19 protein-coding genes and 1 tRNA gene are annotated in these 26,996 nt (G+C 45.7%); 19 read left to right on the forward strand and 1 reads right to left on the reverse strand.

The features are described 5' to 3' along the window. Positions 1–10 precede the first annotated feature (10 nt). The 4 genes from ACYCS5_RS22220 (at position 11) to ACYCS5_RS22235 (ending at position 4,191) form a co-directional block, all read left to right on the forward strand. On the forward strand, positions 11–1,549 hold the full coding sequence (locus ACYCS5_RS22220) for an ABC transporter ATP-binding protein (protein ID WP_029516472.1): 1,539 nt from the start codon (positions 11–13) through the stop codon (positions 1,547–1,549). After that, a complete protein-coding gene (locus ACYCS5_RS22225) occupies positions 1,542–2,621 on the forward strand; it encodes an ABC transporter permease (protein ID WP_069012850.1) in 1,080 nt (359 codons plus the stop codon). The genes ACYCS5_RS22220 and ACYCS5_RS22225 overlap by 8 nt, the downstream gene beginning before the upstream one ends. Before the next feature lies 1 nt (position 2,622). Beyond that, positions 2,623–3,582, forward strand: coding sequence for an ABC transporter permease (locus tag ACYCS5_RS22230; protein WP_340954881.1), 960 nt, complete (start codon positions 2,623–2,625; stop codon positions 3,580–3,582). Between the two features lie 261 nt (positions 3,583–3,843). Then, on the forward strand, positions 3,844–4,191 hold the full coding sequence (locus ACYCS5_RS22235) for a hypothetical protein (protein ID WP_023987757.1): 348 nt from the start codon (positions 3,844–3,846) through the stop codon (positions 4,189–4,191). Between the two features lie 34 nt (positions 4,192–4,225). Here ACYCS5_RS22235 and ACYCS5_RS22240 read toward each other — a convergent pair whose 3' ends face one another. Then, entirely contained in the window at positions 4,226–4,666 is a 441-nt protein-coding gene (locus ACYCS5_RS22240; RefSeq protein WP_029516474.1) for a GNAT family N-acetyltransferase, read from the reverse strand. A gap of 613 nt (positions 4,667–5,279) precedes the next feature. On the opposite strand from ACYCS5_RS22240, the gene ilvB reads away from it, so the two are divergent. From ilvB to ACYCS5_RS22315, 15 genes are all read left to right on the forward strand, one after another. After that, on the forward strand, positions 5,280–7,025 hold the full coding sequence (gene ilvB / locus ACYCS5_RS22245; RefSeq protein WP_029516475.1) for a biosynthetic-type acetolactate synthase large subunit: 1,746 nt from the start codon (positions 5,280–5,282) through the stop codon (positions 7,023–7,025). A gap of 1 nt (position 7,026) precedes the next feature. Next, positions 7,027–7,512 (forward strand): acetolactate synthase small subunit, encoded by a 486-nt coding sequence (ilvN, locus tag ACYCS5_RS22250; RefSeq protein ID WP_023987760.1) that lies wholly within the window; start codon positions 7,027–7,029, stop codon positions 7,510–7,512. Between the two features lie 163 nt (positions 7,513–7,675). Then, positions 7,676–8,668 carry a ketol-acid reductoisomerase gene (gene ilvC, locus ACYCS5_RS22255; RefSeq protein WP_013309387.1) on the forward strand — a complete coding sequence of 331 codons (993 nt, stop codon included), beginning with the start codon at positions 7,676–7,678 and terminating at the stop codon, positions 8,666–8,668. 124 nt (positions 8,669–8,792) lie between these two features. After that, positions 8,793–10,334: a 2-isopropylmalate synthase gene (locus ACYCS5_RS22260; RefSeq protein ID WP_209949860.1), complete on the forward strand. Its 1,542-nt coding sequence runs from the start codon at positions 8,793–8,795 to the stop codon at positions 10,332–10,334. Between the two features lie 203 nt (positions 10,335–10,537). Then, positions 10,538–11,614, forward strand: a complete 1,077-nt coding sequence (leuB, locus tag ACYCS5_RS22265) for a 3-isopropylmalate dehydrogenase (protein WP_029516477.1) — start codon at positions 10,538–10,540, stop codon at positions 11,612–11,614. A gap of 334 nt (positions 11,615–11,948) precedes the next feature. After that, positions 11,949–12,488, forward strand: coding sequence for a peroxiredoxin (locus tag ACYCS5_RS22270; RefSeq protein ID WP_023987763.1), 540 nt, complete (start codon positions 11,949–11,951; stop codon positions 12,486–12,488). 263 nt (positions 12,489–12,751) lie between these two features. Next, on the forward strand, positions 12,752–13,168 hold the full coding sequence (locus tag ACYCS5_RS22275; protein WP_029516478.1) for a hypothetical protein: 417 nt from the start codon (positions 12,752–12,754) through the stop codon (positions 13,166–13,168). A gap of 337 nt (positions 13,169–13,505) precedes the next feature. Beyond that, a complete protein-coding gene (locus tag ACYCS5_RS22280) occupies positions 13,506–14,609 on the forward strand; it encodes an ATP-binding protein (RefSeq protein ID WP_039269745.1) in 1,104 nt (367 codons plus the stop codon). A 341-nt stretch (positions 14,610–14,950) separates the two neighbouring features. After that, on the forward strand, positions 14,951–17,092 hold the full coding sequence (locus ACYCS5_RS22285; protein ID WP_165145044.1) for a bifunctional diguanylate cyclase/phosphodiesterase: 2,142 nt from the start codon (positions 14,951–14,953) through the stop codon (positions 17,090–17,092). Between the two features lie 107 nt (positions 17,093–17,199). Further along, positions 17,200–17,270 (forward strand) — tRNA-Gly (locus ACYCS5_RS22290). Between the two features lie 269 nt (positions 17,271–17,539). Continuing rightward, a complete protein-coding gene (locus ACYCS5_RS22295) occupies positions 17,540–18,580 on the forward strand; it encodes a polysaccharide lyase family 1 protein (protein ID WP_165145047.1) in 1,041 nt (346 codons plus the stop codon). Positions 18,581–18,945: 365 nt separating this feature from the next. Then, complete coding sequence (gene abc-f, locus ACYCS5_RS22300) at positions 18,946–20,796, forward strand: ribosomal protection-like ABC-F family protein (protein ID WP_459761334.1); 1,851 nt, start codon at positions 18,946–18,948, stop codon at positions 20,794–20,796. A gap of 451 nt (positions 20,797–21,247) precedes the next feature. Continuing rightward, positions 21,248–22,279 carry a phenylalanine--tRNA ligase subunit alpha gene (pheS, locus tag ACYCS5_RS22305; RefSeq protein ID WP_273041806.1) on the forward strand — a complete coding sequence of 344 codons (1,032 nt, stop codon included), beginning with the start codon at positions 21,248–21,250 and terminating at the stop codon, positions 22,277–22,279. Positions 22,280–22,307: 28 nt separating this feature from the next. Further along, a complete protein-coding gene (gene pheT, locus ACYCS5_RS22310) occupies positions 22,308–24,755 on the forward strand; it encodes a phenylalanine--tRNA ligase subunit beta (protein ID WP_029516482.1) in 2,448 nt (815 codons plus the stop codon). Between the two features lie 209 nt (positions 24,756–24,964). After that, positions 24,965–26,989 carry a cell division protein ZapA gene (locus ACYCS5_RS22315; protein WP_459760142.1) on the forward strand — a complete coding sequence of 675 codons (2,025 nt, stop codon included), beginning with the start codon at positions 24,965–24,967 and terminating at the stop codon, positions 26,987–26,989. The last annotated feature ends 7 nt before the right edge of the window (positions 26,990–26,996 follow it).

The following is a 26,996-nucleotide window of genomic DNA, read 5'->3' on the forward strand; positions in this document are numbered from 1 at the left end:
GGGTGATCTCATGGATGCAGCGACCCCCGTCGTTGAGTTAAAGCAAATTACAAAACGATTCCCCGGCATCGTTGCCAACGACTCCATCAGCATCAAGCTGCATAAGGGAGAAATTCATGCCCTTTTGGGTGAGAATGGCGCGGGTAAATCTACGCTTATGAATATTCTTTTCGGACTGTATCAGCCGGATGAAGGGACCATTGAAATCGGAGGTAAACCTGTACAGATTGATAGTCCAAATAAGGCGATTGATCTGGGGATTGGCATGGTGCATCAGCATTTTAAACTCGTACAGCCGTTTACCGTTACCGAAAATATTGTCCTGGGCTCGGAGCCACGTAAGGGTCTGAAAATCAATTATAAAAAGGCTGCCGCAGAAGTACAGCGGTTGTCTGAGCAGTACGGCCTTCAGGTGAATCCGAATGCCAAAATTGAGGATATATCTGTGGGTATGCAGCAACGTGTAGAAATTATTAAAACGCTTTATCGCGGTGCAGATATTCTGATTTTCGATGAGCCTACAGCTGTACTGACACCACAGGAGATCACTGAGTTGCTGGATATTATGAAACGTTTGGTGGCTGAAGGCAAATCAATTATTCTTATTACTCATAAACTTAAAGAAATCATGCAAATTGCGGATACCGTTACGATCATTCGCCGAGGTCAGGTTATTGATACGGTCAAGACGTCTGAAACAACACCAAATGAGCTGGCTGAGAAAATGGTGGGCCGTCGTGTGTCCTTTAAAGTGGACAAGCAGCTTGCGCAACCAGGACAAACGGTATTGGAAATGAACAATGTAATTTCTAAAAACAAGGATGGTATTCATGTTCTAAATGAGTTGAACCTGCAGGTCAAGGCGGGCGAGATTTTGGGGATTGCCGGAGTAGATGGTAATGGACAGAGTGAGCTGATCGAAGCTTTGACAGGCTTACGCAAGGTGGATGGCGGGAGCATTCGTTTGCTCGGACAAGAGGTGGCCAATCAGTCACCACGCAAAATTTCAGAGGCAGGCGTTTCACATATACCAGAGGACCGTCATAAGCATGGGTTGGTGCTGGATTTTTCTATGAGTGAAAATATGGTGCTGGAGACGTATTACCAGGCGCCTTACAGTAAAAATGGCTTCTTGAACAAAGATGCTATAGAGAAACAGGCTAAAAGTCTCATCGAAAAGTTTGATGTTAGAACACCGGATATTCACACGAAGGCAAGAGCATTATCTGGTGGGAACCAGCAGAAGGCTATCATTGCACGTGAAATTGATAAAAATCCGGACCTTCTCATTGCAGCACAGCCTACACGCGGTCTGGATGTTGGAGCTATTGAATTTGTCCAGAAACAACTGATTGCGCAGAGGGACCAAGGTAAAGCTGTGTTGCTCATATCTTTTGAACTGGACGAGATTATGAATGTATCCGACCGAATTGCTGTCATATATGAGGGCAAGATTGTCGGGGAAGTGCTGCCAGAAGAAACGAATGACCAGGAACTGGGGCTGATGATGGCAGGAAGTGCAGTGAAGAAAGGAGTAGAGAATGGCTAATCTATTGAAAATATTCACAAAAGACTCCTTTGTACTGGCGCTGGTCTCTATTATTTTGGGTCTCCTTCTGGGTGCTATCGTGATGCTGATTGGCGGGTATGACCCTATTGTGGCCTATTCTGCTTTGTTTAGCCGTGTATACGGAGATTCTTATAACTTTGGAGAGGCTATCCGCGAGATGACTCCGCTGATTTTGACGGGGTTGGCATTTGCTTTTGCGGCCCGCGCCGGATTGTTTAATATTGGTGGCGAAGGTCAGTTTCTGGTAGGTATGACAGCTGCTTCGATTGTGGGCATTAAACTCCATGGGTTGCCAGCTATCATTCATGCACCTTTGGCTGTGATTGCAGGCGCAGTTTTCGGAGGCCTGTGGGCTGCGATTGCTGGCTATTTGAAGGCCAAACGAGGCGTGAATGAAGTTATTACATGTATTATGATGAACTGGATCGGCCTGTATTTGGCTAATTTGGTGATCAATCAGTTCGCACTTATGGAAGGTGAGAATCGTTCTGTGGATATTCAGCCTTCTGCTTCAATTTCCATCGAATGGCTGTCCCAGATGATGGGGAATGCTCGGGTACATTGGGGTACGGTTATTGCTGTGCTGGCAGCAGTCTTTTTCTACATTTTTATGTGGAAAACAAAGCAGGGCTATGAGCTGCGGGCTGTCGGATTTAATCAGGATGCATCCCGTTATGCAGGTATGAATGTAAATCGTAATATTATAAAAGCGATGTTCATTAGTGGAGTTTTTGCCGGATTGGCAGGGGCCTTTGAAGTGCTTGGAGTATTCCATTATCAATCTGTCATGGCAGGATCACCGGGAACGGGTTTTGACGGTATCGCTGTAGCTCTGATTGGGATGAATAACCCATTTGGTGTGCTGCTTGGTTCTGTTTTGTTTGGAACGCTTACGTATGGTTCTGCGGGGATGAGCTTTAGCGCAGATGTACCGCCCGAAATTATCCGGGTTGTCATTGGCTCGATTATTTTCTTCATTGCGGCCCAAGGTATTGTACGTTGGGTTGTGAAGCCGCTCTACTCCAAGCGGAAGAAAGAGAAGGTGTTGTAAAATGAGTTGGTTAACACTTGGTGAATTAATCCATACAACGCTCGTTTTTGCGACGGCGATTATTTTTGCGTCTCTCGGCGGAGTTTTTTCAGAAAAATCCGGTGTGACGAACCTCGGGTTGGAAGGACTTATGGTATTTGGAGCGTTTGCAGCGGGTGTTGGCGGATTTTATGCCGAGCAAGCTGGACTAGGAGGCACCTCTGCGGCTTGGGTAGGTGTGCTGTCAGCTGCGGTGTTCGGTATTCTGGTTTCGCTAATTCATGCTGTAGCCTCTATTACCTTTAAAGCTGATCAGGTAATAAGTGGTATAGTTATTAATTTTCTGGCAGCAGGTAGTACGCTGTATATGGTCAAGCTTTTATTTGAGGGTGATGGTGACACTGGTCGGATTCAGGGTTTCAACGAAATATCCATCCCTTACCTTGTGGATATCCCGATTGCAGGAAAAGCCTTTTTTCAAGCTTACCCAACGACATATCTAGCCATTCTATTGGTTATTATTGGATATTTAACCTTATATAAAACACCGTTTGGCTTGCGTTTGCGTTCCGTTGGGGAGCATCCAGGAGCGGCCGATACCGTGGGAATTAAAGTAAATCGTCTTCGTTATATTGGTGTGATGATTAGTGGGGCGTTGGCTGGGATTGGTGGAGCTACAATCACTCTGACCACAACCAACATGTTCTCACACAATACAGTTTCGGGGCAGGGATATATTGCTATTGCCGCTATGATTTTCGGTAAATGGAATCCGCTCGGTGCTTTTGGCGCAGCAGTGTTTTTTGGTTTTTCACAAGCCATTCGCAACTATGTGCAGCTGTTTGCATGGTCACAAAGTATTCCCCAGGAAATTATTTTTATGTTGCCGTATCTCCTGACGATTATTGTACTGGTAGCGGCTGTCGGACGTTCACGCGCTCCGGCCGCTTTGGGTCAACTTTATGATCCAAGCAAGCGTTAAACTTATAAACAACTGATGCTGTATGTTTTGCAAAATGTACATGGGTGTATAAAAAATCTGGTATCTGCATATGCAGGTATCAGATTTTTTTATATTGTGCAGGCATTTAAACATACGCTACTGGCATGAATGGAATAGACTGTGCTATGCAGATTGGACGGGACGCTCGGCCCCTGTCAGCTCCGGTCTATTTTGTGGTGGTGATGAGCTATCAAGGAGCCGTTCAATCTGTCCATCCGTTGAGAAGAAGGAGGAAATACGATGAAACAGGCAGTAACCAGAAAGCAGGTGGAGAAGCTTGTCGGCAAAGTCATCTTTGCTACTCGCAAGGATGGTTCCCAGGTCAGCGGCAAGCTGATTCGCATTTCGGGTAACCGACTGGTTCTTCAACCAAACCGCAAGAAAAAAGTAAACACGAAGGCAATTATTCCTCTGGTGCTGTTTGACTTGCTTGCCATCGGCACAGCTCCATACATTGGTGCCTATGGTGGGGGATATGGTGGCTACGGTCCGGGCTATGGAGGACCAGGATATGGTCCGCAGCCAGGCCCGTATACAGACGGGGGATACCCCGGGGTAGGATATCCGTATTACCCTAATTTATTTTAGTCATACAAAATCCTGAGCCCGAAAAAGATACTTTTTACAGTAACTTTTCGAGTTCGTGGCATCGGCTCAGAGCTACGTATCGCAGCATTTGATATTGATGACGCAGATAAAAGTGGATCCCCCTGATATTGTCTTCATCCACCATCACTTTAGCCCGCTTGCAGCGACGCAGTCGTCCGTAGTGTTCGGCATGCTCAAGCAGTTTTTTTCCGTATCGCATACCTTGATGAGCCGAAGAGATTGCGATCAAATCAATGTATAATAGTTCGCCATGCAGCATAACATGAATGAAGCCAACAACCTGTGCATTATCCGGTCTGCAAGCTACAAAAGTGATGCCCCGGTTTAAGCGCCGGGGTAATTCTTTGCGTATTTGTTCCATTTCCTGGGCGCTTAAATGTGATAGGGGGACAAGCTCTTGCTCGATTAGACGAAAGATGATGTTGTCATCTTGAGAGCTGCGTTTTCGAATCATAAACGGGCCTCCTTTTCTACCCTTTTAACAAGATAAGACGTGGCTTTGGAGGAGTGTACTGTCTCACCGTGTGGTCTTTTTTATAATATGCGGGTACCTCTTACAAGCGTGCGATTCGGAGGTGCTTCAGAAAAGAAACATAAATTTTTATGAAATATGGGTATTGACTATCCCAGATGGGAGACATATAATGTGTCTAAACATTTGAAAGAATGACATGAACTCAACGGCAATGAAGAGGACGAAGTGATTAGGGCTCTTTTGTTCAGAGAGTGAGGCATTAGCTGCAAGCTTCACCAAAATCCCTTTTTAACGAGCTCACCTTGGAGCTGTTTTCCTGAAAAGTATTTGGGCCCGATGATATTAACGGCGTACTAAATCACCTATTAGGGAAAATCGTACGGTCTACGTTACAGACGCCAGATATGGAGATCCTTTGTGATTTCTGTACCTGCCAAGGTTCGATATTGCGAAATATCGGGCAAACACGGGTGGTACCACGGAAGCTACAGCCTTTCGTCCCTCAGTAACAGCAAGTCTGTTCTAGGGATGAAAGGTTTTTTTGTTTTTACAAATGTCAGATGTATGTAAATTTTGTAAAGGAGGATGACCAATGAGTGCACAAATTCCTGAAGTTAGGTCAACCAATGAATTACGTGAAAAGTGGATGAAGCCTGAAGTGATTACAGGTTCGGAAATTTTACTCCGTAGCCTGTTGCTGGAGGGAGTAGATTGTGTCTTCGGATATCCTGGTGGTGCAGTGTTATATATCTATGATGCCATGTATGGCTTTAAGGATTTCAAGCATGTCCTCACTCGTCACGAACAAGGAGCTATTCATGCGGCAGATGGTTATGCACGGGCGAGCGGTAAAGTGGGCGTTTGTATTGCGACTTCCGGACCTGGAGCGACAAACCTGGTAACTGGTATTGCGACGGCTTTTATGGATTCGGTGCCGTTGGTGGTCATCACGGGTAACGTTGTATCTTCCCTGATCGGTACGGATGCTTTCCAGGAAGCCGATATTACGGGAATTACAATGCCGATTACGAAACATAGCTATCTGGTAAGAGATGTAGAGGATCTACCGCGAATCATCCATGAGGCATTTCATATTGCCAACACAGGGCGGAAGGGACCGGTACTGATTGATATTCCGAAGGATATTTCTGCAGCCCAGACGTTGTTTGTCCCACAAACGGAACCTGTGACCATGCGGGGTTATAACCCGAAAGTGTTGCCCAACAAAATTCAACTAGACAAGCTAACTCAAGCTATTTCCGAAGCAGAACGTCCATTCATTCTGGCAGGTGGAGGAGTTGTATACTCCGGTGGACATGAAGCACTTTACGAGTTTGTTCGTAAAACGGAAATTCCTATCACGACAACATTGCTCGGATTGGGTGGTTTCCCAAGTGGACATGAACTGTGGACGGGGATGCCGGGGATGCATGGAACATACACCTCCAATCAGGCGATTCAACAGTCAGATCTGTTGATCTGTATCGGAGCCCGCTTCGATGATCGGGTAACAGGCAAGTTGGATGGGTTTGCTCCTCAAGCTAAAATCGTCCACATTGATATCGATCCTGCTGAAATTGGAAAAAATGTTGCAGCGGATATTCCTATCGTGGGTGACGTGAAGGCAGTGCTGGAATTGCTGAATCAGGATGTGAAACGTGCGGACCTGGCAGATGCATGGAGAGCGCAAATTCAGCATTGGAAGAATGAGAAACCTTATTCTTATAAGGATTCTGAAACGGTGCTTAAACCACAATGGGTTGTTGAGTTGTTGGATGAAACGACCAAGGGTGGTGCAATCGTAACGACAGACGTGGGACAGCATCAAATGTGGGCAGCGCAGTATTACAAATTCAATCAGCCACGCTCATGGGTCACCTCTGGTGGACTCGGTACGATGGGATTTGGTTTCCCTTCTGCAATCGGTGCTCAAATGGCCAATCCCGACAGATTGGTAATATCGATTAACGGGGACGGCGGTATGCAGATGTGTTCGCAGGAATTAGCCATCTGTGCAATCAATAACATTCCGGTTAAAATCGTAATTATCAACAACCAGGTGCTTGGAATGGTTCGCCAATGGCAGGAATTGATCTATAACAATCGGTATAGTCACATTGACCTGGCGGGAAGTCCGGATTTTGTGAAACTTGCCGAAGCATACGGTGTCAAAGGGCTGCGTGCTACGAATAAGGAAGAGGCACGTCGGGCTTGGCAGGAGGCGCTTGATACACCCGGACCGGTCGTTGTCGAGTTTGTAGTCAGCAAGGAAGAGAACGTATATCCAATGGTGACGCAAGGTTCGACAATTGATCAAATGCTGATGGGGGACGAGTAAAATGACAACAAAAAATACCATTGCTGTACTGGTAAATGATCAACCCGGCGTTTTGCAACGTGTGTCCGGCCTGTTCGGTCGCCGCGGCTTTAACATTGAGAGCATAACTGTGGGACAATCGGAAGAAGTTGGATTATCCCGTATGGTCATTGTGACTGTAGGGGATGAGAACAACCTAGAGCAGATTGAAAAGCAGCTATACAAGCTGGTTGATGTGATCAAGGTCATCGATCTCAGTTCCAAACCAATGGTAGCCCGGGAATTGGCGATGATAAAGGTAAAGGCAGAACCGCCTCAACGGCCAGAGATTATGGGCGTGGTAGAAACATTCAGAGCAGCTGTAATTGATGTTGGAACGACGAGTTTGATTGTACAGGTCATTGGCGATACAGAAAAAATTGATGCCATGATCGAGTTGTTGAAGCCTTACGGTATTCGGGAGTTGACTCGAACCGGGGTTACAGCTATGATACGTGGCAATGCTTAATATGGAGCTTTAACGAATTACCGCTTATAGCGCATTACATCAATAAAGAACCGCCCGCATAAGAGCGGGGACTCGAAGAGATTTTTAGATGCTAATCACGAGGGAAAGTCTCTTGGAGTACCCGCTCATTATGAAGGGTCCAATTAAAAGGAGGAAATTAACCATGGCAGTTACAACGTACTACGAAAAAGATGCAGAACTCAGCGTATTGAAAGGAAAGACAGTGGCCGTTATCGGTTACGGTAGCCAAGGGCATGCTCAAGCACAAAACTTGCGTGACAGTGGTGTGAATGTTGTTATTGGTTTGCGTGAAGGCAAATCGGCTGATGTCGCAAGAAACGACGGTTTTGAAGTTCTGAACGTAGCTGATGCAACAAGCCGTGCAGATGTGGTTCAAATTTTGTTACCTGATGAAACTCAAGCTTCTGTGTACAAAAATGAAATTGAACCTAACCTTAAAAAAGGCGCAGCTCTTTTGTTCTCCCATGGTTTTAACGTTCATTTTGGACAAATCGTAGCTCCTAAAGATAGCGATGTATTGCTGGTTGCTCCAAAATCCCCAGGACATATGGTACGTCGTACTTATGTAGAAGGGTTTGGAGTACCGGGGCTGATCGCAATTGAGCAGGACGCAACGGGTCAGGCCAAAGAAATCGGACTTGCTTACGCAAAAGGCATTGGCTGTACACGTGCGGGCGTAATTGAAACCTCCTTCCGTGAAGAAACGGAGACGGATCTGTTCGGTGAGCAGGCGGTATTGTGTGGCGGCGTGAGCGCACTTGTAAAAGCGGGCTTTGAAACATTGACTGAAGCAGGTTATGCTCCTGAGATGGCATACTTTGAATGTTTGCATGAGCTTAAGCTGATCGTTGACTTGATGTATGAAGGTGGATTGGCAACGATGCGTGATTCCATCAGTAATACAGCGGAATATGGCGATTATGTAACTGGACCACGTGTGGTAACGGAAGATACGAAGAAAGCCATGAAGGATGTGTTGACTGACATTCAACAAGGTAAATTTGCTCGTGACTTCATCCTTGAAAATCAATCTGGACGTGCATTCCTGACGGCTACTCGTCGTAATGAAGCTAACCATCCGATTGAAGTGGTGGGCGGACAATTGCGTGAAATGATGCATTGGATCAAAAAGTAATAATCTTTTGTACTATGAATTCGACTACATGCATTATTTATAAATATTAATTACAATGCGGCCCTGCTTATTGCGTGAGCCGCATTGTAATTTAAGGGTCCTAATCCTGAGGAGGTGCGTTAGGTTGCGCAAAATATATATATTTGACACAACGTTGAGAGACGGAGAACAGTCACCTGGCGTGAACTTGAATACTCGTGAAAAAGTGGAGATCGCTCATCAGTTGGAGAAGCTGGGAATTGATCGTATGGAGGCTGGGTTCCCGGCTGCTTCTCCGGGTGATCTGGCAGCTGTTAATGCAGTAGCAAAAGCTGTAAAAAATTCGACGGTGATTGGTCTTTCGCGTGCAAGGGAACAGGATATTGATGCAGTTCGCGAGGCACTCAAGGGAGCTCAGGACCCGTGTATCCATATCTTTTTGGCAACCTCTCCTATTCACCGTCAACATAAGCTGCGGATGGAGAAGGCACAGGTTTTGGAAACTGCTCGTGCTGCCATACGCTATGGGTTGAAATATTTGCCTAAAGTGGAGTTTTCCTTGGAAGATGCAGGCCGTACAGAGCTTGAATTTGTGGTTGAAATGGTCACCATGGCTGTACAAGAAGGGGCTTCTGTCGTCAATATTCCAGATACGGTAGGTTACTTGACACCCTATGAGTATGGAAATATATTCAAACATATTAAGGAAAATGTAATCGATGTGGAGAAGATTCAATTGAGTGCACATTGCCACAATGACCTGGGAATGGCTACTGCTAATACACTTGCTGCCATCCTGAACGGCGCGGATCAGATCGAGGGAACCATTAACGGTATCGGTGAACGTGCTGGAAACACGGCCATTGAGGAAATCGCCATGGCACTGGAGACGAGACAGGAATTTTTCCAGGCCAAAACGTCTCTTCAATTGTCTGAAATTGCGCGCACGAGCCGTTTGGTTAGCCGTTTGACGGGGATGGTAGTGCCGGGCAACAAGGCAATTGTTGGAGCCAACGCTTTTGCGCACGAATCAGGTATTCATCAAGACGGCATGCTGAAAGAGAAAACGACTTATGAAATCATGACACCAGAAAGTATCGGTCTGAAAGAAAGCAAGCTGGTACTTGGTAAGCACTCAGGTCGTCATGCTTTCCGTGAGCGTTTGATCGAGTTGGGCTACGAATTGAACGAAGAAGATCTGAATCGCGCCTTTGGGCAGTTCAAGGATTTGGCTGATAAGAAAAAGGAAGTTTCGGACGATGATATTTTGGCATTGCTGGAAGAAAAATTGGCTGATGCACCTGAAGTCTTCAAGCTGGAAACGATTTTTGTTACCTACGGGAATAAGGCTACGCCTTCCGCACAAGTGCGTCTGGTTAACGATGAAGATCAGGTTATTGAGACAGAAGCTGAAGGAAATGGTTCAGTCGATGCGATCTATAATGCGATTGATCAAGCCAGCGGTGAGAGCGTTGTACTTTCAGATTACTCCATCAAGTCTGTTACCCATGGTAAGGACGCTCTGGGTGAAGTCCATGTAGTGCTGACGCAAAACGAACTGTCTGTACAGGGACGCGGGGTAAGCACCGATATTCTGGAAGCAAGTGCTCGGGCTTACGTGGATGCGCTGAATGGTTTAATCGACAAGCGTAAAAATTACAGTAATCGCGTAGATTATAAATCTTAGTTTTTATGCAGACTTAAGAGTTGGGTTTACAGGATCGGGTTTTTTCGGTCCTGTTTTCTTTTTTTCTGATGAAAAAACCAGCTTATAGGCTGTGCCTATTGAATTGATAGATTCTATATCTTGGTCAAAGCCCTGCCATATATGTTACAAAGAAGGTATGAAAAATACGGTTGTATGGCTGTATAACAAGAGGAGTGTACGTGATGGCAGACGTTAAAAAAATTGCGGTAATAGCGGGAGATGGAATTGGACCTGAAGTGGTCGCAGAGGCAGAGAAAATTTTGAAACGTACGGAAGAAGTATTCGGCTTTTCATTTGAAACGGAGCATGCGCTGTTCGGCGGGATTGCCATTGATAAGAAGGGCACACCATTACCGGAAGAAACACTGGCAGTATGTCAGTCTGCAGATGCTGTTCTGCTGGGAGCGGTAGGAGGGCCACAATGGGACAACAATCCAAAGGAACTTCGTCCTGAAACCGGACTGCTGGGCATTCGCAAAGAGCTTGGTCTGTTTTCGAATCTTCGTCCTGCCGTCGTCTTTGACTGTCTCAAGGACGCGTCTACATTGAAACCGGAAGTGTTGGAAGGAACGGACCTGATCGTGGTGCGCGAACTGACGGGCGGCATTTATTTCGGCGAGAAGTTCAGACGAGAAAGTCCTCAGGGTGAGGAAGCAGTTGATACTTGCGCATATAATGTAACAGAAGTAGAGCGTATCGTGCGCCAATCTTTCGAAATTGCACAAAAACGTCGCAAAAAACTTGCATCGGTGGATAAGGCTAATGTACTGGAAACTTCCCGTTTATGGCGTGAAGTAGTGAACCGGGTTGCTGTAGACTACCCGGATGTCGAGCTGGAGCATGTATTGGTTGATAACTGCGCCATGCAATTGTTGCGTCGTCCATCTAGCTTCGACGTTATCGTGACGGAAAATATGTTTGGTGACATTCTCAGTGATGAAGCGGCTATGCTGACTGGATCCATCGGCATGCTCTCCTCCGCATCACTGGGAGAAGGCAGCTTCGGCCTATACGAGCCGGTACATGGCTCGGCGCCTGACATTGCAGGTCAAGGCCTGGCGAATCCCATTGCAACGATTTTGTCCGTTGCTTTGATGTTCCGTCTTACCTTCGGGTACGAGAAAGCAGCAGATGCCATTGAGAAAGCCGTAGCTGAGGTACTGGATGCAGGGCACCGTACGGCGGATATTGCGGTGGATAAATCTCAAGCAATCTCGACAACTCAAATGGGTGATCTGATCGCTGCAGCTATTCGCTAAAAGCTCCGTAAATGCACCCGTTCTGAAAAAAAGCTTCCTATTATATAGTAAGGTTATACAGTCTGGCTTTTTGGCAAATGTTTAGCACAGTAGCTCCTGAGCAATCAGGAGCTATTTGTATATTCAAAGGTTCAAAATGTGAATAAAATGTGAATAAAATGTGAATTTTTAAGCTAGTTTAAAATAATTATAAAAAAGTAATGGTTACAATATTGACTTTGATTTCAGCGAATGATAACATTTATCAAGTAAGTTGTTGTTTATTACAATACAGATGATTGAGGAAAGCACATGTGGTGTTTTTCTTACATATTTTAAAGGAGGATTTCATATTATGGCAGAAAGATTGGTAGGAAGACCCGCCCCTGATTTTGCATTGGAAACAGTGACTGGAGACGGTCAAGAATTTGGTTCGGTGAAGCTTTCCGATTACCGTGGCAAGTGGCTCGTATTTTTCTTCTATCCACTGGATTTCACTTTTGTGTGCCCTACGGAAATTACAGCATTGAGCGATGCTGCTGACCAATTCAAAGAGCTGGATACTGAAATTCTGGGTATCAGTGTAGACTCCGTGCACAGTCACAAAGCATGGATCAACACAGCTAAAGAAAACAACGGTCTAGGCAAACTGAACTTCCCATTGGCTTCTGACATCACGAAAAAAACAGCAAGCGATTATGGCGTTCTGATCGAAGAAGAAGGCGTTGCATTGCGCGGCTTGTTCATCATTGATCCAGAAGGCGAATTGAAATATCAAGTGGTTAACCACAACGATGTAGGTCGCAGTGTAGAAGAAACATTGCGTGTACTGCAAGCTTTGCAATCCGGTGGCTTGTGCCCAATGAACTGGAAACCAGGCGATCAAAATCTGTAATATAAGCTTCACAAGTTGAAATTAATTAAACAAACAAGCCCCCAACTAGCGGTTACTCTACCGTTATTGGGGGCTTGCTTGCCTGCTCTGTGCAGCTGAAAATGTGAGGACAGCCTGTTTAATGAGGCAACGCAGAGTGAGGTAACAAATAATTATGGAAATGTTGTTGTGTTCTGGAGGAATTTTGCCTGGCGAAAGCGAATAAGGTATTGTAGAAGATAAGCAAGGCAGAACAGGTTTTGTTCAGAGGAGGCTGAGCCCGGATGAGTTATTGCTGTGGAGCAAGCATGGTAGGAACCAAGGGAACGCTGAAGCATTACCGCACCCAAGTTCATAATGTTCCTTTGCTGTTTTGCCCGGTATGTCGTCGCATTGAAGTTCATTATAAAGTCGAAAATGAGTATGAAATTTTGGCTGAATATGCACATGGAGATGGGGCAAGCGAGATTGATTTTCAGGATTATGTCATGGAAGACGATGATACGATATTTGAAAATTGTGTGAATCGTGAAAGTGAAGATGCGTTTGAAATTGTGAAGCGTCAAATTGACATATCCCTGGATTTATTGATGGTAGCCAAACAGATGAATGATGAAAAATGGCAGGGAGAGCTTAAGAGAAGACTGGCCGTTATGAGCCAAAGACGATCCCGGCTTCAACATAATAAGAGCGGCAGTTGACATCCTACACACCAAAGAAGCTCTCAATTCTGGAGAGCTTCTTTGGTGTGTAGGGCGCTTGTTCCTAACTTCATTTTTCATTTTGGTAATGTTGCGCAGATATTATGACGAAAGAAAACAGGATAAAAATTTGGATTCGACACTTTTTCCGATTGACTGCGATCCTTAATCTTGTCTATCATAAAATAAGACTGGAATTGGAAAGAGATGGTCGGATTTCTGTGTAACTGTTTTCTACACCATTGAAGGGTAGTCGATAGATGCCTTTCTTTTCTTCAAGATTATTACGCGTCCGATACGGCCAGTTTGTCATTCCGAAACAAGGGGGAAGCCTGGCATGATCAGTGAATTCCAAGAAGCCTTGCTTGATACCGTGGGAGCTTGTCCTTCCACACAGATCGCCAATAACAAGTATGAAAATGTGCTGGAGAACCTGGATAGTGGTATCATGCTGTTTGACAGTGACGGGGTACTGACCTTTATTAACGTGCAAATGGCGAAATTGCTGGAGCTACCACGGAGTTCGCTAGCAGGTCGCAATTTGATGCAAATTTTGCATCATCCTGAGTTAAGCCGGTTTAAGAAGAAGAAAATCATGCGGATTTATAAAGAAACTATCTTTCATAGAAAGCGCTATCATGAGTTAATTGATGAGTATGGTCGGCATTGGTTGATAACAGTAACCTATGGTGATCAGATGGATGGCGATTTTTTGTTTAGCGTCAAGGATGTGTCGGATTATAAGCAGATTGAGCAGACAGCATATCAAAACGATAAGCTGGCGATGCTGGGACGCATCTCGGCCTCTATTGCTCATGAAATTCGTAACCCGCTTACCGCAATCCGGGGCTTTATTCAATTGCTTCGACCGCATTTGGTGGAGTTGGGCAGGGATGAGTATGCCCGCATTATATTAACAGAAATTGATCGTGCGAACGACATTATTTATGAGTTCTTAAATTCGTCCAAGCCTTCGGCTCCGCAAAAAACGGCTGTATCTGTGATGGGGCTGCTGAAAGAAGTAGTGATGCTGACAGAAAGCGAAGCATTGATGAAGGGTTGCCAGATTGCATTGGACGAAAATGATGAGCTCATGAAGGTTTCCATTGATGTGAAGCAGATTAAGCAGGTTATTCTCAATATGATTAAAAATGCAATGGATGCCATTGAAAGCATGGGTGGGGAACGAGAGGGCTGCATCGATATTCATACAGTGCTTGAGGGCAATTATGTCCACATTTGTATTGAAGATAACGGATTAGGTATGGATCACAATACATTGACGCGTTTATTTGATCCTTTTTTTACAACAAAAGAAAGTGGAACCGGGTTGGGATTGGCTGTGAGCTATCGAATTATCAAAAATCACGGAGGTTTCATACATGTAGACAGTAAACATGGAAGTGGCACACAATTCAAAATCACGCTTCCTGTAGTTTAATATGGGGAGGTTTTCGCAGAGGGGTCCTGTACATACTATTTCTTTTATGTTGTGCAGCGTTGGGGTATAGGTATCACCTTTTTGGAAAAGGTTATCTGAAGCGCATAATCTGACAAGATGATGCGCTTTTTTGGTGCTGTAAGCTCGGTTATTTGCGTAAATGCGAAAATGAATTCATGAATTTAAGACAAAAAAATGATTCACCTTTCACAGATTAAATGCTATTATATACCAGAATACAACATTATTTTTGATACTATAGACTTAAACAACGGCTTCCAAAGCTGTCAAACGTCTTAGATGATCGGAATCTCCGATATGCAGGGGGCTGAAGAGGCTGAATGAGTATACGGCTGGAAGTAAAAAAAACGATAGGTATCGGCATTGCTGCGATAGTTTTGTTTGTCTTGGTTCAGTTATTTCACGTAACTTTGAATAAGATATACTCCCATAATGTTTTTTTCTTGTTATATCCGATCATAGGGTTTGCCTGTGCTGCGATTTGTTTTTCTATTTTTTATCAATCCTGGTCCGTTTTACTGGAACAGTTATCCTTGCAGAGACTTCTTATTGCCCCGACGTTTTTGGTGGCTGGTCTGCTTTACCTTGTTCATATTGTTTCGTTTAGTTTCGTAAGCCTGACGGACTTTGCTTTGTCTCCGGGCATTTCGTTATGGCTGCTGTTTGTAAATCGTGCCTTTACTTCTGTCTTGCTCTTATGCGTTTGTTTCCTCCCGTTTAGCAAGACGAAGTCTGAATACAAGACAGTGGCTTTGTGGGCAGGGATAGGCTGCACTTTGCTGATTCTAGGAGTTATTAAGATATTTGGTGCAGGCTTACCGGATCTACGTATACGATACGAAATAGGCAACCTGGGCTGGACGTTAAATCTGGCTGTCATGTTACTACTTGTGTTCACTTTTATTTTCGGGGTGCGAAAATATCGGAAAGTCCGCCCGGCGGAGTTGGGCATGTTGCTTATGGTTCGTGGAATTGGACTGTGTGTTGTGAGTCAGTTGTTCTATTTATTTTCTGAGCAAATGAGCGATATTAATCACCTATTGGGACTTTTGACCAACGCGATAGCATTCTATAACATGTTGAGCGGGCTGGTCCGGTTGATGGTTCTGGTTCCTTATCGTGAAAAGCAGGCAGCCGAATCTGAGTTTAATCACATTGCTTATAATGATGATATAACAGGACTCCCCAATCGTCGCCGCCTTTCCCAACGTTTAGATAAAATATTGCGCAAATCATTGAAATCGGATGAGACAGTAGCACTTTTAGTTCTAAATATTGATCGTTTCAAGGCGATTAATGATTCGCTTGGACATATGGCAGGAAATTATTTGCTGTATGCAGTAGGCGAACGCTTGGGGCATTTTAGCCATGAAGGGGAAGCTGTCTTTAGCATGGGCGGAGATGAATTTGCCTTTCTTCTAACGGGATACGAAGATACAGATGCTATGAGAAGTCGTATTGATGATATGGTGAAGCTGTTCGATCTGCCTTTCGATATTGATGGTGAGTCTTATCATGTGACGGTGAGCGTTGGTATAGCTTTGTACCCGTTGGATGCGAATCAGAGTGAACAGCTTATTCAGCAGGCGGATACGGCTGTACATAGTGCTAAAGAGCAGGGAGTGAATTTTCAGCGGTATGCTAGTTCGATGCAGATGCGAGCGCATGAAAGACTCCAGCTGGAAAATGATCTGCGGCGAGCGCTTGAAAATGAGGAATTTTCATTGGTGTATCAACCTCGTGTCCACCTGCAAAGTGGCGAGCTAACGAGTTTGGAGGCGCTGGTGCGTTGGAATCATCCTCATCGTGGGATGGTGATGCCAGGCGATTTTATTCCGGTGGCTGAAGAAAGTGGTTTAATTGTGCCCTTGGGGGAATGGGTGTTACGGGAGGCCTGTCTGCAAAATAAGCATTGGCAGGAGCTTGGGTACCCACCAATCCCGATTTCGGTCAATTTATCCATGCGCCAATTTCAGCAAAAAAAGCTGGTGGATGTAATTCGGGGCATTTTGACCTATACGGAACTTGAAGCACGCTATCTAGAGCTGGAGATTACCGAAAGTATGACCTTTGATAAGGATCGAGCCTTTGAACAGTTAAAAAAAATAAAGGCTATTGGTGTCGCAATCAGTATTGATGATTTTGGAACTGGCTATAGCTCATTGCATTATTTGAAGAATCTCCCGATTGATCGTCTAAAAATTGATCGTTCCTTTGTAAATGAGGTACTGGTCGACAGCAAAAATGCAGCAATTGTATCTACTATTGCCTCCATGGCTCACCATTTGAAGCTGAAGGTTACGGCTGAAGGGGTAGAAAATGAGGAGCAGCTTCATTTTTTGCAGGCACAAGATTGTCATGAGGGTCAGGGGTATTATTTTAGTCGCCCCATTCCGGCAGAAATCTTTGAAAAATTGTTTTTACGTGAACCTATGAATTGGCTGGCTCAGGATAGTATGTAGTATGCTTGCATTTTGCTGAAAGGTAAGTTATACTAAATAACATCCTGATTCAGCTGGTTGACGATAGGTTAAGCGTGCCATACATAAGAATCGAGATATTATAAAATGCGGGTGTAGTTCAATGGTAGAACTTCAGCCTTCCAAGCTGATAGCGTGGGTTCGATTCCCATCACCCGCTTACTATTTTAAGAAGTTCGAAACCCTTGTGACGCAAGGGTTTTTGTTTTGTTTGGAGTAGATAAATACATTATAGCCGGGGTGCCAATGGGGTATCACGGCTTTTTGCGTTCTTACGAACTATTTTTACATTGCCACACAAAATAAAATATAAAACATTTAGCTTATATGCTATAAATAAACAGATAAAAAGAACTATTTACCATTTACTAAAAAATAAGTATAGTCGCATTGTTGGGATTTAACTTAAAAAAGGATGGTGTAGCTGCAATGAGGAAAATTTCTTTTCTGTTTTTAGCATTAACTTTGGTGCTGCTTACTTTCCCTGCAAGTTCTACGTTCGCCGCTGCTGATTTTCCGAATACGTCGACGAATGGAATGACTGGTTTTGCCGGACAGGCTAAAAGTGAAAATGGAGCTACTAAGCCTGCCACAACAGGGGGAAAAGGCGGTCAGATTATCTATATCAATAATCTAAACGATTTGAAAAACCAGTTAGGGGATTCAACTCCTAAAATTCTGGTCATCGAAAAAAATATCTCTGCCTCCTCTAAAACCGTGGTCAACATTGGTACTAACAAATCGCTCATTGGTTCTTATGCGCAAAACAAACTGGTTAACATTCATTTGAAAACAACAAATAATTCGGGAAATGTGATCTTTCAAAATTTAACTTTTGAGCACAGTGCCAACATTAACGGTAACGATGACATCCAACTTTATCTTACTGCGGGCACAAATTATTGGATTGATCATGTTACGTTTGCAGGTCACAGTTATAATGCAAATGGCTCGGATCTGGACAAACTTTTGTACATAGGCCAATCGGCTGATTATGTAACCATTAGTAACTCCAAATTTGCTAATCATAAATATGGTCTCATTTTGGGATATCCTGATGATGGCAATAAAAATTATGATGGCATGCCCCATATCACGATCGCTAATAATTATTTTGAAAACTTACTTGTACGTGGTCCAGGACTCATGAGATATGGATATTTCCATGTTAAAAATAATTATATTAATAATTTTCAGCTTGCTTATACCATTGCTACGAATGCAAGAATCTATTCTGAGTACAACTACTTGGGAAAAGGTAGTGAAAAGGGCGGTATTCTTGATGATAAAGGCAATGGCGAGTTTAAAGATGTAGGGAGTTTTCCCACCATCAACAATCAAAAATCGCGTGTAACCAACTGGAATCCAAGCAAGAACTATAGCTATCAAGTTCAGACTCCTGAATATACTAAAGAGTTTGTAACGAAATATGCAGGCTCGTCGAATACAACTTTGGTATTTGGAAAATAACGAGGGTTATTTGCAAATGTGTTGTGATCTGCTATACTAACCGCAAGTAATTATCCCATGAAAAGGAAGGTAACCATACGTCCGATGAAGTAAGCACACTGATTTTCCCACTTAACTGCACAGTTACTGGCAGGCGGCTGTAAGCTGCAACGGGAGAAGTGTGTCTGAAAATGAATGTAGGGACGTATGCGTTTATTCCGGAACGGGATTTGGCTTATTCGTTTACGGTGTTATTTTTCATAAGCGTATGTTCTGAAACGATTCATAACAGTCATTCTATATTCCTTGTATGCAAGCCGCAGCCTTCTGCGGCTTTTTTTATTGCTTCCGGGGTCAAAAAACCGGGCTGGGAAAGGATGATCGGTATGAGAACGATTTTGCGTATTCGCAATGTAGTAAAGGATTGGAACGGGACATCTTTATTTGAGAATGTGTCGTTGGATGTGATGGAAGGAGAACGGCTCGCACTGTTTGGAAGAAATGGAGCAGGTAAAACGACGTTATTGCGAATATTGCTGGGAGATGAAGCGCCAACCTCTGGTCAAGTAGAGCATGATTTGCCACTGGAAGAGCGGGGCTGGCTGAAGCAGCAGGATACGGTGGATTGGTCTCGAACCGCACTGGAGGCCGCACAGCAGGCCAGCCCTCGGCATTGGCTCCTCAAGCAAGCGTTGGGACAGCTGGAAGCTGACCTAGCCGATGCTGGGAAGGATATGGAGCATCATCTGGAGCGTTACGGCGAGCTGATGGATGAATACGAACACCTGCAAGGCTTTGCCTGGGAGTCTGAGGTGGAAAAGGCGCTCACTCGAATGGGAATGCCTGTCCAGACGTGGTCCATTGCTTATGGTGACCTGAGTGGCGGACAGAAGACGAGAGTGCGATTGGCCGGACTCATGGTCAGGCAGCCGAAGCTGCTGGTGTTGGATGAGCCGACCAACCATTTGGATGCCGAAAGCTTGCTTTGGCTGGAGCAGTGGCTGTCTACGTATCCGGGAACGCTGCTGTTTGTATCGCATGACAGAGCCTTTTTGGATCGAGTGGCTACGAGTATAGTTGAGCTTGCATCGACAGGTATTGGACGCTATAAAGGCGGCTATAAGGAATATAAAGCGCAAAAGGAGCGGGAACTGCGAGAGCAGGAAGCCAGCTATCGAAAGCAGGAGCTGGCGAAACAGGCACTGGAGGAAACGATTCGAAATTACAGGGAATGGTTTCACCAGGCACATCGTAGCGCATCCAAAGTCGAAGTGGCTATTACACAGAGCTTCTATAAGGCCAAGGCTAAAAAAAATATCTCCCGTTATCATGCGAAAGAAAAAGAACTGGAGCGACTGGAGGCTAACAGGGTAGAACAACCACGTGAAGCTCCGTCTTTGCACATGAAATTAAGTGACAGCGGGTTTCAGGCAAAATATTTGCTGCGTGCTGAGCAGGTTGACTTTAGCTACGACGACCGTATCATTGTGAAAAATCTAAATCTGATCGTTGCACGTGGAGACCGTCTGGCTGTTCGGGGGCCCAATGGAATTGGTAAAACCACACTGCTTCGGTTATTAACAGGTCAACTGGAGCCGCAGACAGGAAAAATCACAGCCAACCCACAGTTGAACATCGGATATTTTTCACAGGAGCTGGAGCAGCTCCCAGAGGATCAAACGTTGCTGGACAGTCTGCTTGCGCTTCCGACGATGACGCAAACAGAAGCGAGAACAGTGTTGGGCTGCTTTCTTTTTGCGAAAGAGGACGTGTTTAAAAGGATCGGGACACTTAGTATGGGAGAAAAATGCAGGGTAGCTTTTCTGCGTCTGTACTTTAGTGGAGCCAATCTGCTGGTGCTGGATGAACCGACGAATTATTTTGACATTGAAACCCGTGAAATTGTAGAGGATTCTTTGCGTAACTATGATGGAGCACTGGTGCTCGTCTCACATGATCGGGAGCTGGTGAGGAGCACGGCAACTCGGTTACTCGATATGAAGCCGGGGGGCAGATATGAAATCTATGAGGGGACAGCCGACGAAAAGCAAGAAGATGAACGGAGCCGTCAACGGGAGCCAGAAGACCAGGAGCGGCGTGAGGAACGTCTTCGATTACAATTGCGTCTTACAGAGTTGATGGGAATGACAGGCACGAATGACGAAAATGAAAAGTTGTTGAGCGAAATCAGGCGCATTCGTGCAAATCTGGAGCGGTTGGATGATCTCGATATCTAAAGGGTTGAAACGTATGCCCTGCTTGCCAAAGCGCGGTAGTTTGCATATAATAATGAACAATAGTTCGAATTTTTGAAAATGTCTTGATGGAGAAGAGTAGACAGTGTCCGATTGAACAGGGAGGAAGCGTCGTAGGATTGAGAGCGTTTCTGCAAATACTGGGCTGTTGAAGTTCGCTCCGGAGCAGTTCCTTGAACCTCAGGCGCCATGTGAATGGCGAATGTGCAAGTAGGGGATACCGGTTCACGACCGTTATAACGTGCAGAGCGAGACGATGATGCATAGCATGAACAATCACCTGTAACTATGTTGCCGTAAGGCAAAACGCCGGGTGAGCTAAGCTTATTGTCTAACGAGGGTGGTACCACGGTCTTTTCGTCCCTTACCGGGAGGAAAGACCTTTTTTTGTTGTCTGAAAAGCTGGATATGAAGAAAGGGGACTGAACAGGCGATGAGCGAAACCATCCAAATGAAGGAACATTTGCTGGCCTTGAAGGAAGAAGCACTGGAAGTATTGGAGAAGGTGGCAACACCTAAGGAGCTGGCTGATCTACGGGTCAAATACTCGGGAAAAAAGGGCGCATTGACTGAAATTTTGCGCGGTATGGGCAAGCTGAGCGCGGAAGAGCGTCCGGTTGTTGGACAGGTAGCCAATGAGGTGCGGGAGGCGATTGAAGAAGTCGTTAACCGTAAGCAAGACGAGTTCACGAAAGCGGAAACGAATGAGCGTCTGCAAGCGGAAAAGATCGATGTTACGCTACCTGGACGCACACTGCCGCAAGGCGGACTGCACCCACTCAACAAAGTGATTGAGCAAATCGAGGATATTTTTACAGGCATGGGATATCGAGTGGCTGAGGGTCCACAGGCTGAGACGGATTATTATAACTTCGAAGCATTGAACCTGCCTAAAAATCACCCCGCACGCGATATGCAGGATTCATTTTACCTGACTGAGGATCTGTTGATGCGTACCCATACGTCACCAGTTCAGATTCGCGCGATGGAAGCGATGAAGGGCGAAACACCTATTAAGGTTATCTGTCCGGGTACGGTTTTCCGACGTGATGATGACGATGCAACACATTCTTTTCAATTCCACCAGATTGAAGGGCTTGTCATTGGAAAAGACATTCGCATGAGTGATTTGAAAGGAACCTTACTTCAATTTGCACGCGAAATGTTCGGAGAATCGACCGAAATCCGTTTGCGCCCAAGCTTCTTTCCGTTCACAGAGCCGAGTGCTGAAGTAGACGTAACTTTTGTGAAGAAAAATGGCGAACGCGTGTGGATTGAAATTTTGGGCTGTGGCATGGTCCATCCGAAAGTGCTAGAGATGGGCGGTTTTGATCCCGAGGTGTACAGCGGCTTTGCATTCGGTATGGGTGTAGAGCGGATTGCTATATTGAAATACGGTATCGATGATATTCGTCATTTTTATAACAGTGACCTGTCGTTCCTGAAACAGTTTGCGCGTCAATAAACAACTATATCAAGGGAAGTGAACCCATATGAAAGTATCATTCGAGTGGCTGTCCGAGTATGTATCGCTGGATCAGGTAAGCGCGGAGGATCTGGCAGAGAAAATCACCCGTTCGGGCATAGAAATTGATGAGGTCGAGCAGCGCAATCAAGGGATTACTGGCGTCGTTGTCGGCTATGTTAAAAGCAAGGAAAAGCATCCTGATGCTGATAAGCTGAATGTATGTATTGTCGATGCAGGTCAGGAGGAAGATCTGCAAATCGTGTGCGGTGCCAAAAACGTGGATGCAGGTCAAAAGGTTCCTGTTGCAGTTGTAGGTGCCAAGTTGCCGGGAGATTTCCACATTAAAAAGGCCAAGCTGCGTGGTGTAGTATCCATGGGTATGATCTGCTCGGCCAAAGAACTGGGCATGAATGACAAGCTGCTTCCAAAGGAATTGCAAGAAGGTATTTTGGTGCTGCCTGAGGATGCTGAAATTGGTATGCCAATTACGAAGCTGCTGGCGCTGGATGATCAGGTGCTGGATTTTGATCTGACACCCAATCGTTCGGATTGCCTGAGCATGCACGGAGCAGCATATGAAGTGAGTGCGATTCTGGGACGTGATATTTCGCTGGCTGATCCGGCTAAGGATCTGGTGGAAATTAGCGATGCAGCGGCAGATCATCTGTCTGTGAAGGTAGATACTCCTGAACTGTGTACGCACTATGCGGCCCGTTATATTACAGGTGTAAAAGTGGGGGCTTCCCCATTATGGATTCAAAACCGTCTGATGGCGGCAGGTGTTCGTCCCATCAACAACATCGTAGATATTACGAACTACGTCATGCTGGAATACGGTCAGCCGTTGCATGCTTTTGATGCGGATAAGCTGGAAAATGGAAATATTGAAGTTCGACTCGCTCGTGCAGGCGAAACATTGATTACACTTGATGATCAGGAGCGTAAGCTGGAGCCGCATATGCTGCTGATTACAGACGGTGTGAAACCAATAGCATTGGCAGGCGTGATGGGTGGAGCCAACTCCGAGGTTACGGATGCGACGGTCAGCATTGCGCTGGAATCTGCGAAGTTTGACGGCGGTACAGTTCGCAAAACGTCTCGTCAACTTGGACTGCGTTCAGAAGCAAGTCTGCGTTTTGAAAAAGAGGTTGATCCAGGCGCTGTTGTGCCTGCTGTGAATCGTGCAGCTGCGCTGATTCAGCGTTATGCAGGAGGCACTGTACACCAGGGCATCGTAGAATCTGCGTCTGCAAAAGCTGAAAACCGCATTATCAAGCTGTCGCTAGATAAAATAAACCGATATTTGGGAACCGAACTGTCGCTGCTTGAGGTGAAAACGATTTTCGGTAGACTTCATTTCGGATGTGGCGACGCAGAGCAAGGGGTACTGGAAGTTCAAGTTCCTACACGCCGTGGAGATATCACCATTGACGTGGACTTAATCGAAGAGGTTGCTCGTCTGTATGGTTACGACAATATCCCGACCACGCCGATTGAAGGTCCTACAACTCCGGGAGCTTTGACAGCATCACAATCATTGCGCCGCTCCCTGCGCAGATTGCTGGCTCATGGTGGCTGGCAGGAGACGATCAGCTACTCTTTTGTACATCCGCAAAGTACGGGGTTATTTAATGCCCTGACAGAAGGCAGCCATCCGGTACGTTTGGCTATGCCTATGAGCGAAGACCGTAGTGTTTTGCGTACGAGTATCATTCCGCAGATGCTGGATACAGCGGTGTATAACATGAACCGGAAGCAAGACAATCTGGCGATTTTCGAGATGGGAACAGTATTTTATACAGAGGAACAAACATTAACCCGCCAGCCGCAGGAAATTCAAGTGCTGAGTCTGTTGTTGACTGGGGTTCGCCGTGAAAAACAATGGAATATTGGTGCTGAAAAGGTTGATTTCTTTGATATTAAAGGCGCGCTTGAAACGGTGTTTGACTATTTCGGATTGAGTGCCAGCATTCGTTATGTCGCTGACCAACCGCAAAGCTACCACCCGGGCCGTTCCGCTTCGGTATGGCTGGATGTGAATGGAAGCTCTCAACGGATCGGTACCCTTGGGCAGATTCATCCGGAGCTCCAACAATCTTATGGGCTGAACGATACGTATGTTGCAGAAATTGCGTTGCAACAGGTCATTGAACACGCAAACTCTCATATTCAGTTCAGAGAGCTGGCTCGCTTCCCATCCGTGGAACGTGACATTGCCCTCGTGGTCAATAAAGACGTTGAGGCAGGCGAACTGCTTCGTGTTATTCACGCTGCAGGCGGAGAGCTGTTGCAGGATGCACGAGTGTTTGATGTATTTACAGGCAGTAAGCTTGGTGAAGATAAGAAGAGCGTAGCTATCTCTCTGACCTATCGTCACTGGGAACATACGTTGACGGATGAAGAGATCAATGCGGCGCATACTCCTGTCGTTACGTCTCTGGAACAAACTTTTGGAGCGGAATTGAGAAAGTAGCAGGAAATGCGGGAAGCCGTATCGAATCTTAGTGACAGAGGTTCGATACGGCTTTTTGGCCTATCATCATAGGAGCTCTCTTACTCTGATAATTACCCGCTGCGGGGAAGCCGGACTAATAAGGTTGAACGCTTCACGGAAGGCGGGTTACCATAGTACCGGACACACCTTAGAATCAACATACAGTAGTATTGAAGGAGGGCATAATTGTGACTACACCAGATCGTACTCGCGTCACTGTAGAGATCTACGGTACTTCTTATAAACTCGTCGGCAGCAATACCGATTATATGAAGCAGGTTGCCAATTACGTGGATGAGCGTATGCACAGCATTTCTCAAGCTCATTCGCGTCTGGATATGCCCCGAATTGCCGTGCTGGCTGCGGTTCATATGGCAGAAGAAGCTGTACAAATCCAGGAAATTCAGAGTCATATGAACCGCTTAGCAGCGGAACGAGCAGAGCTCCGGGGAGATCTGGCGCAACTCCAGACAGCTCTAGGGGAACAACAGCAGAAAAATACAGATATGCATCAATCTCTTATTCAACTGAAGGAAGAAAAGGAAGCAACGCAGAAAAAGCTGATGGAAACCGAATCTGTATCAGCGAAGGAGATTGCCCAATTGAGGGCAAAGCTGGAACAGCAGGAGAAAAAAGCGGTTGAACTTGAAAATGGACAAAAACAAGCTAAACGTGAATTGGAGGAGTCCCGTCAAGAAGCTTCTCGCAAGCTGAAAGAGCAGCAGGAGGCGGCCAATGCGCGTATCCGGCAGATAGAAGAGCAGATGAAGAAGGAAGTATTTGAAGCGGCTAAACAGGCTGAAGCCAAGCTGTCAGCTGCAGAGAAGACTCATCAGGAGCAAAAGCGCACAGAACTGGACAAGCTGCGATCTGCTTTGCAGCAAGAGCATAGCAAGAAGGTAAGCGAATGGCAAACTAAGTGCTCCGGACTGAATGAGCAGCTGGAGCAGGAACGTAAACAGGCTGAATTGGCGTTGAATGAAGAAAAGCTCCAGCATCAAGAAGCGCAGAAACGAGCTGATGAAGCTGCACTGGAGCAGGAGATTCGGGTCGAGGAGCTTCAGGAACAATTAGAACAAGTACAGGCAGGCAGTACAGAGCTTTCTTCTCGTCTGGGAGAGGCTCAAGAGCAAGCAAGAGTACTGAAGGAACAACAGTCCGAGCTGGAGTCTGTGCTGGAAACACAGCGACAGGCTGCGATAGAGCGAGAGCAGGCAGATACGCTTGCACGTGAAGAATTGCAAAGTCGATATGGTCAATTAGAAGCTGAAGCCAAGGCTAAGCAGCAGCAGACGGCTAAGTTGGAGGAAGAACAGCGGCGGATGCAGAAGCTGTTGGAGCAAGCTCACGTATCTTCTCGCAAGCTACAAAGTGAGCTGGCTACGCTAGCTGAAAGCGAGAAGTCATGGAAGAAGCTTGCAGAAGAACGACAGGTGGCAGTTGATGAACTGGAGCTCTCCCTGCTGGAAGCACGTGAGCAGAAGGAAGAAATACAAGTGCAATTACAGCACGCAGCGGCTGAGCTCGAAGCTATTAATGATAAATTTGCTTCACAACAGCAACGGCTAGTTCAACTCGAAGCGAGAATCAAGGAGCTTTCACCTGAGCTGATTCGCGTTCAGGATGAGCTTGAGAAAGCCAAAGTCCGAGAGCAAGAGGGAACTAAGGCGTATCAATCGCTTCAGGAGCAATATGGAAGCATGAAGAGCCGAGCTGGACAGCTGGAGCAAAATATCAAGCAGCTCCAGCAGGAAAATCGAGAACGGCGGAGTGAACTGGAACGTGCTGAGGAAGAATCCCTGGAATGGCAGCTTAAATACGATCAGTTGAAGGCTGAAGCGGAACGTTTGGAAGCCGAAGATGCTGCCCGTAAGGAAGAATTTGCTTCTTGGGAGCGGGAAATAGCGGTAACGGTTCAACAAAAGGAACAGCTTCAGGAGGAGATTCGTTTGGCTGTTGAAACTGCCAAAACGGCGAAGGCTGAACAGCAGTCCATAGAGCAGGAACGAATGGCCTTGCAGTCTGAATTGGACGAAGTGGGTCAAAAATATGAAATGGCGGCGCATCAGCTTCGTCTGTTGCAAGTACAACAGGACGTAGATCGGGAAAATACGGAGAAGATTTCTACGGAATTACGTCAATTACAGGAAGAATACACCAAGCTTCAAACTGAGTATAATGAATGGATTGAACTTATCGAACAGGATCAGTAGATACGGA

The sequence above is a fragment of the Paenibacillus sp. SEL3 genome, assembly GCF_054602585.1.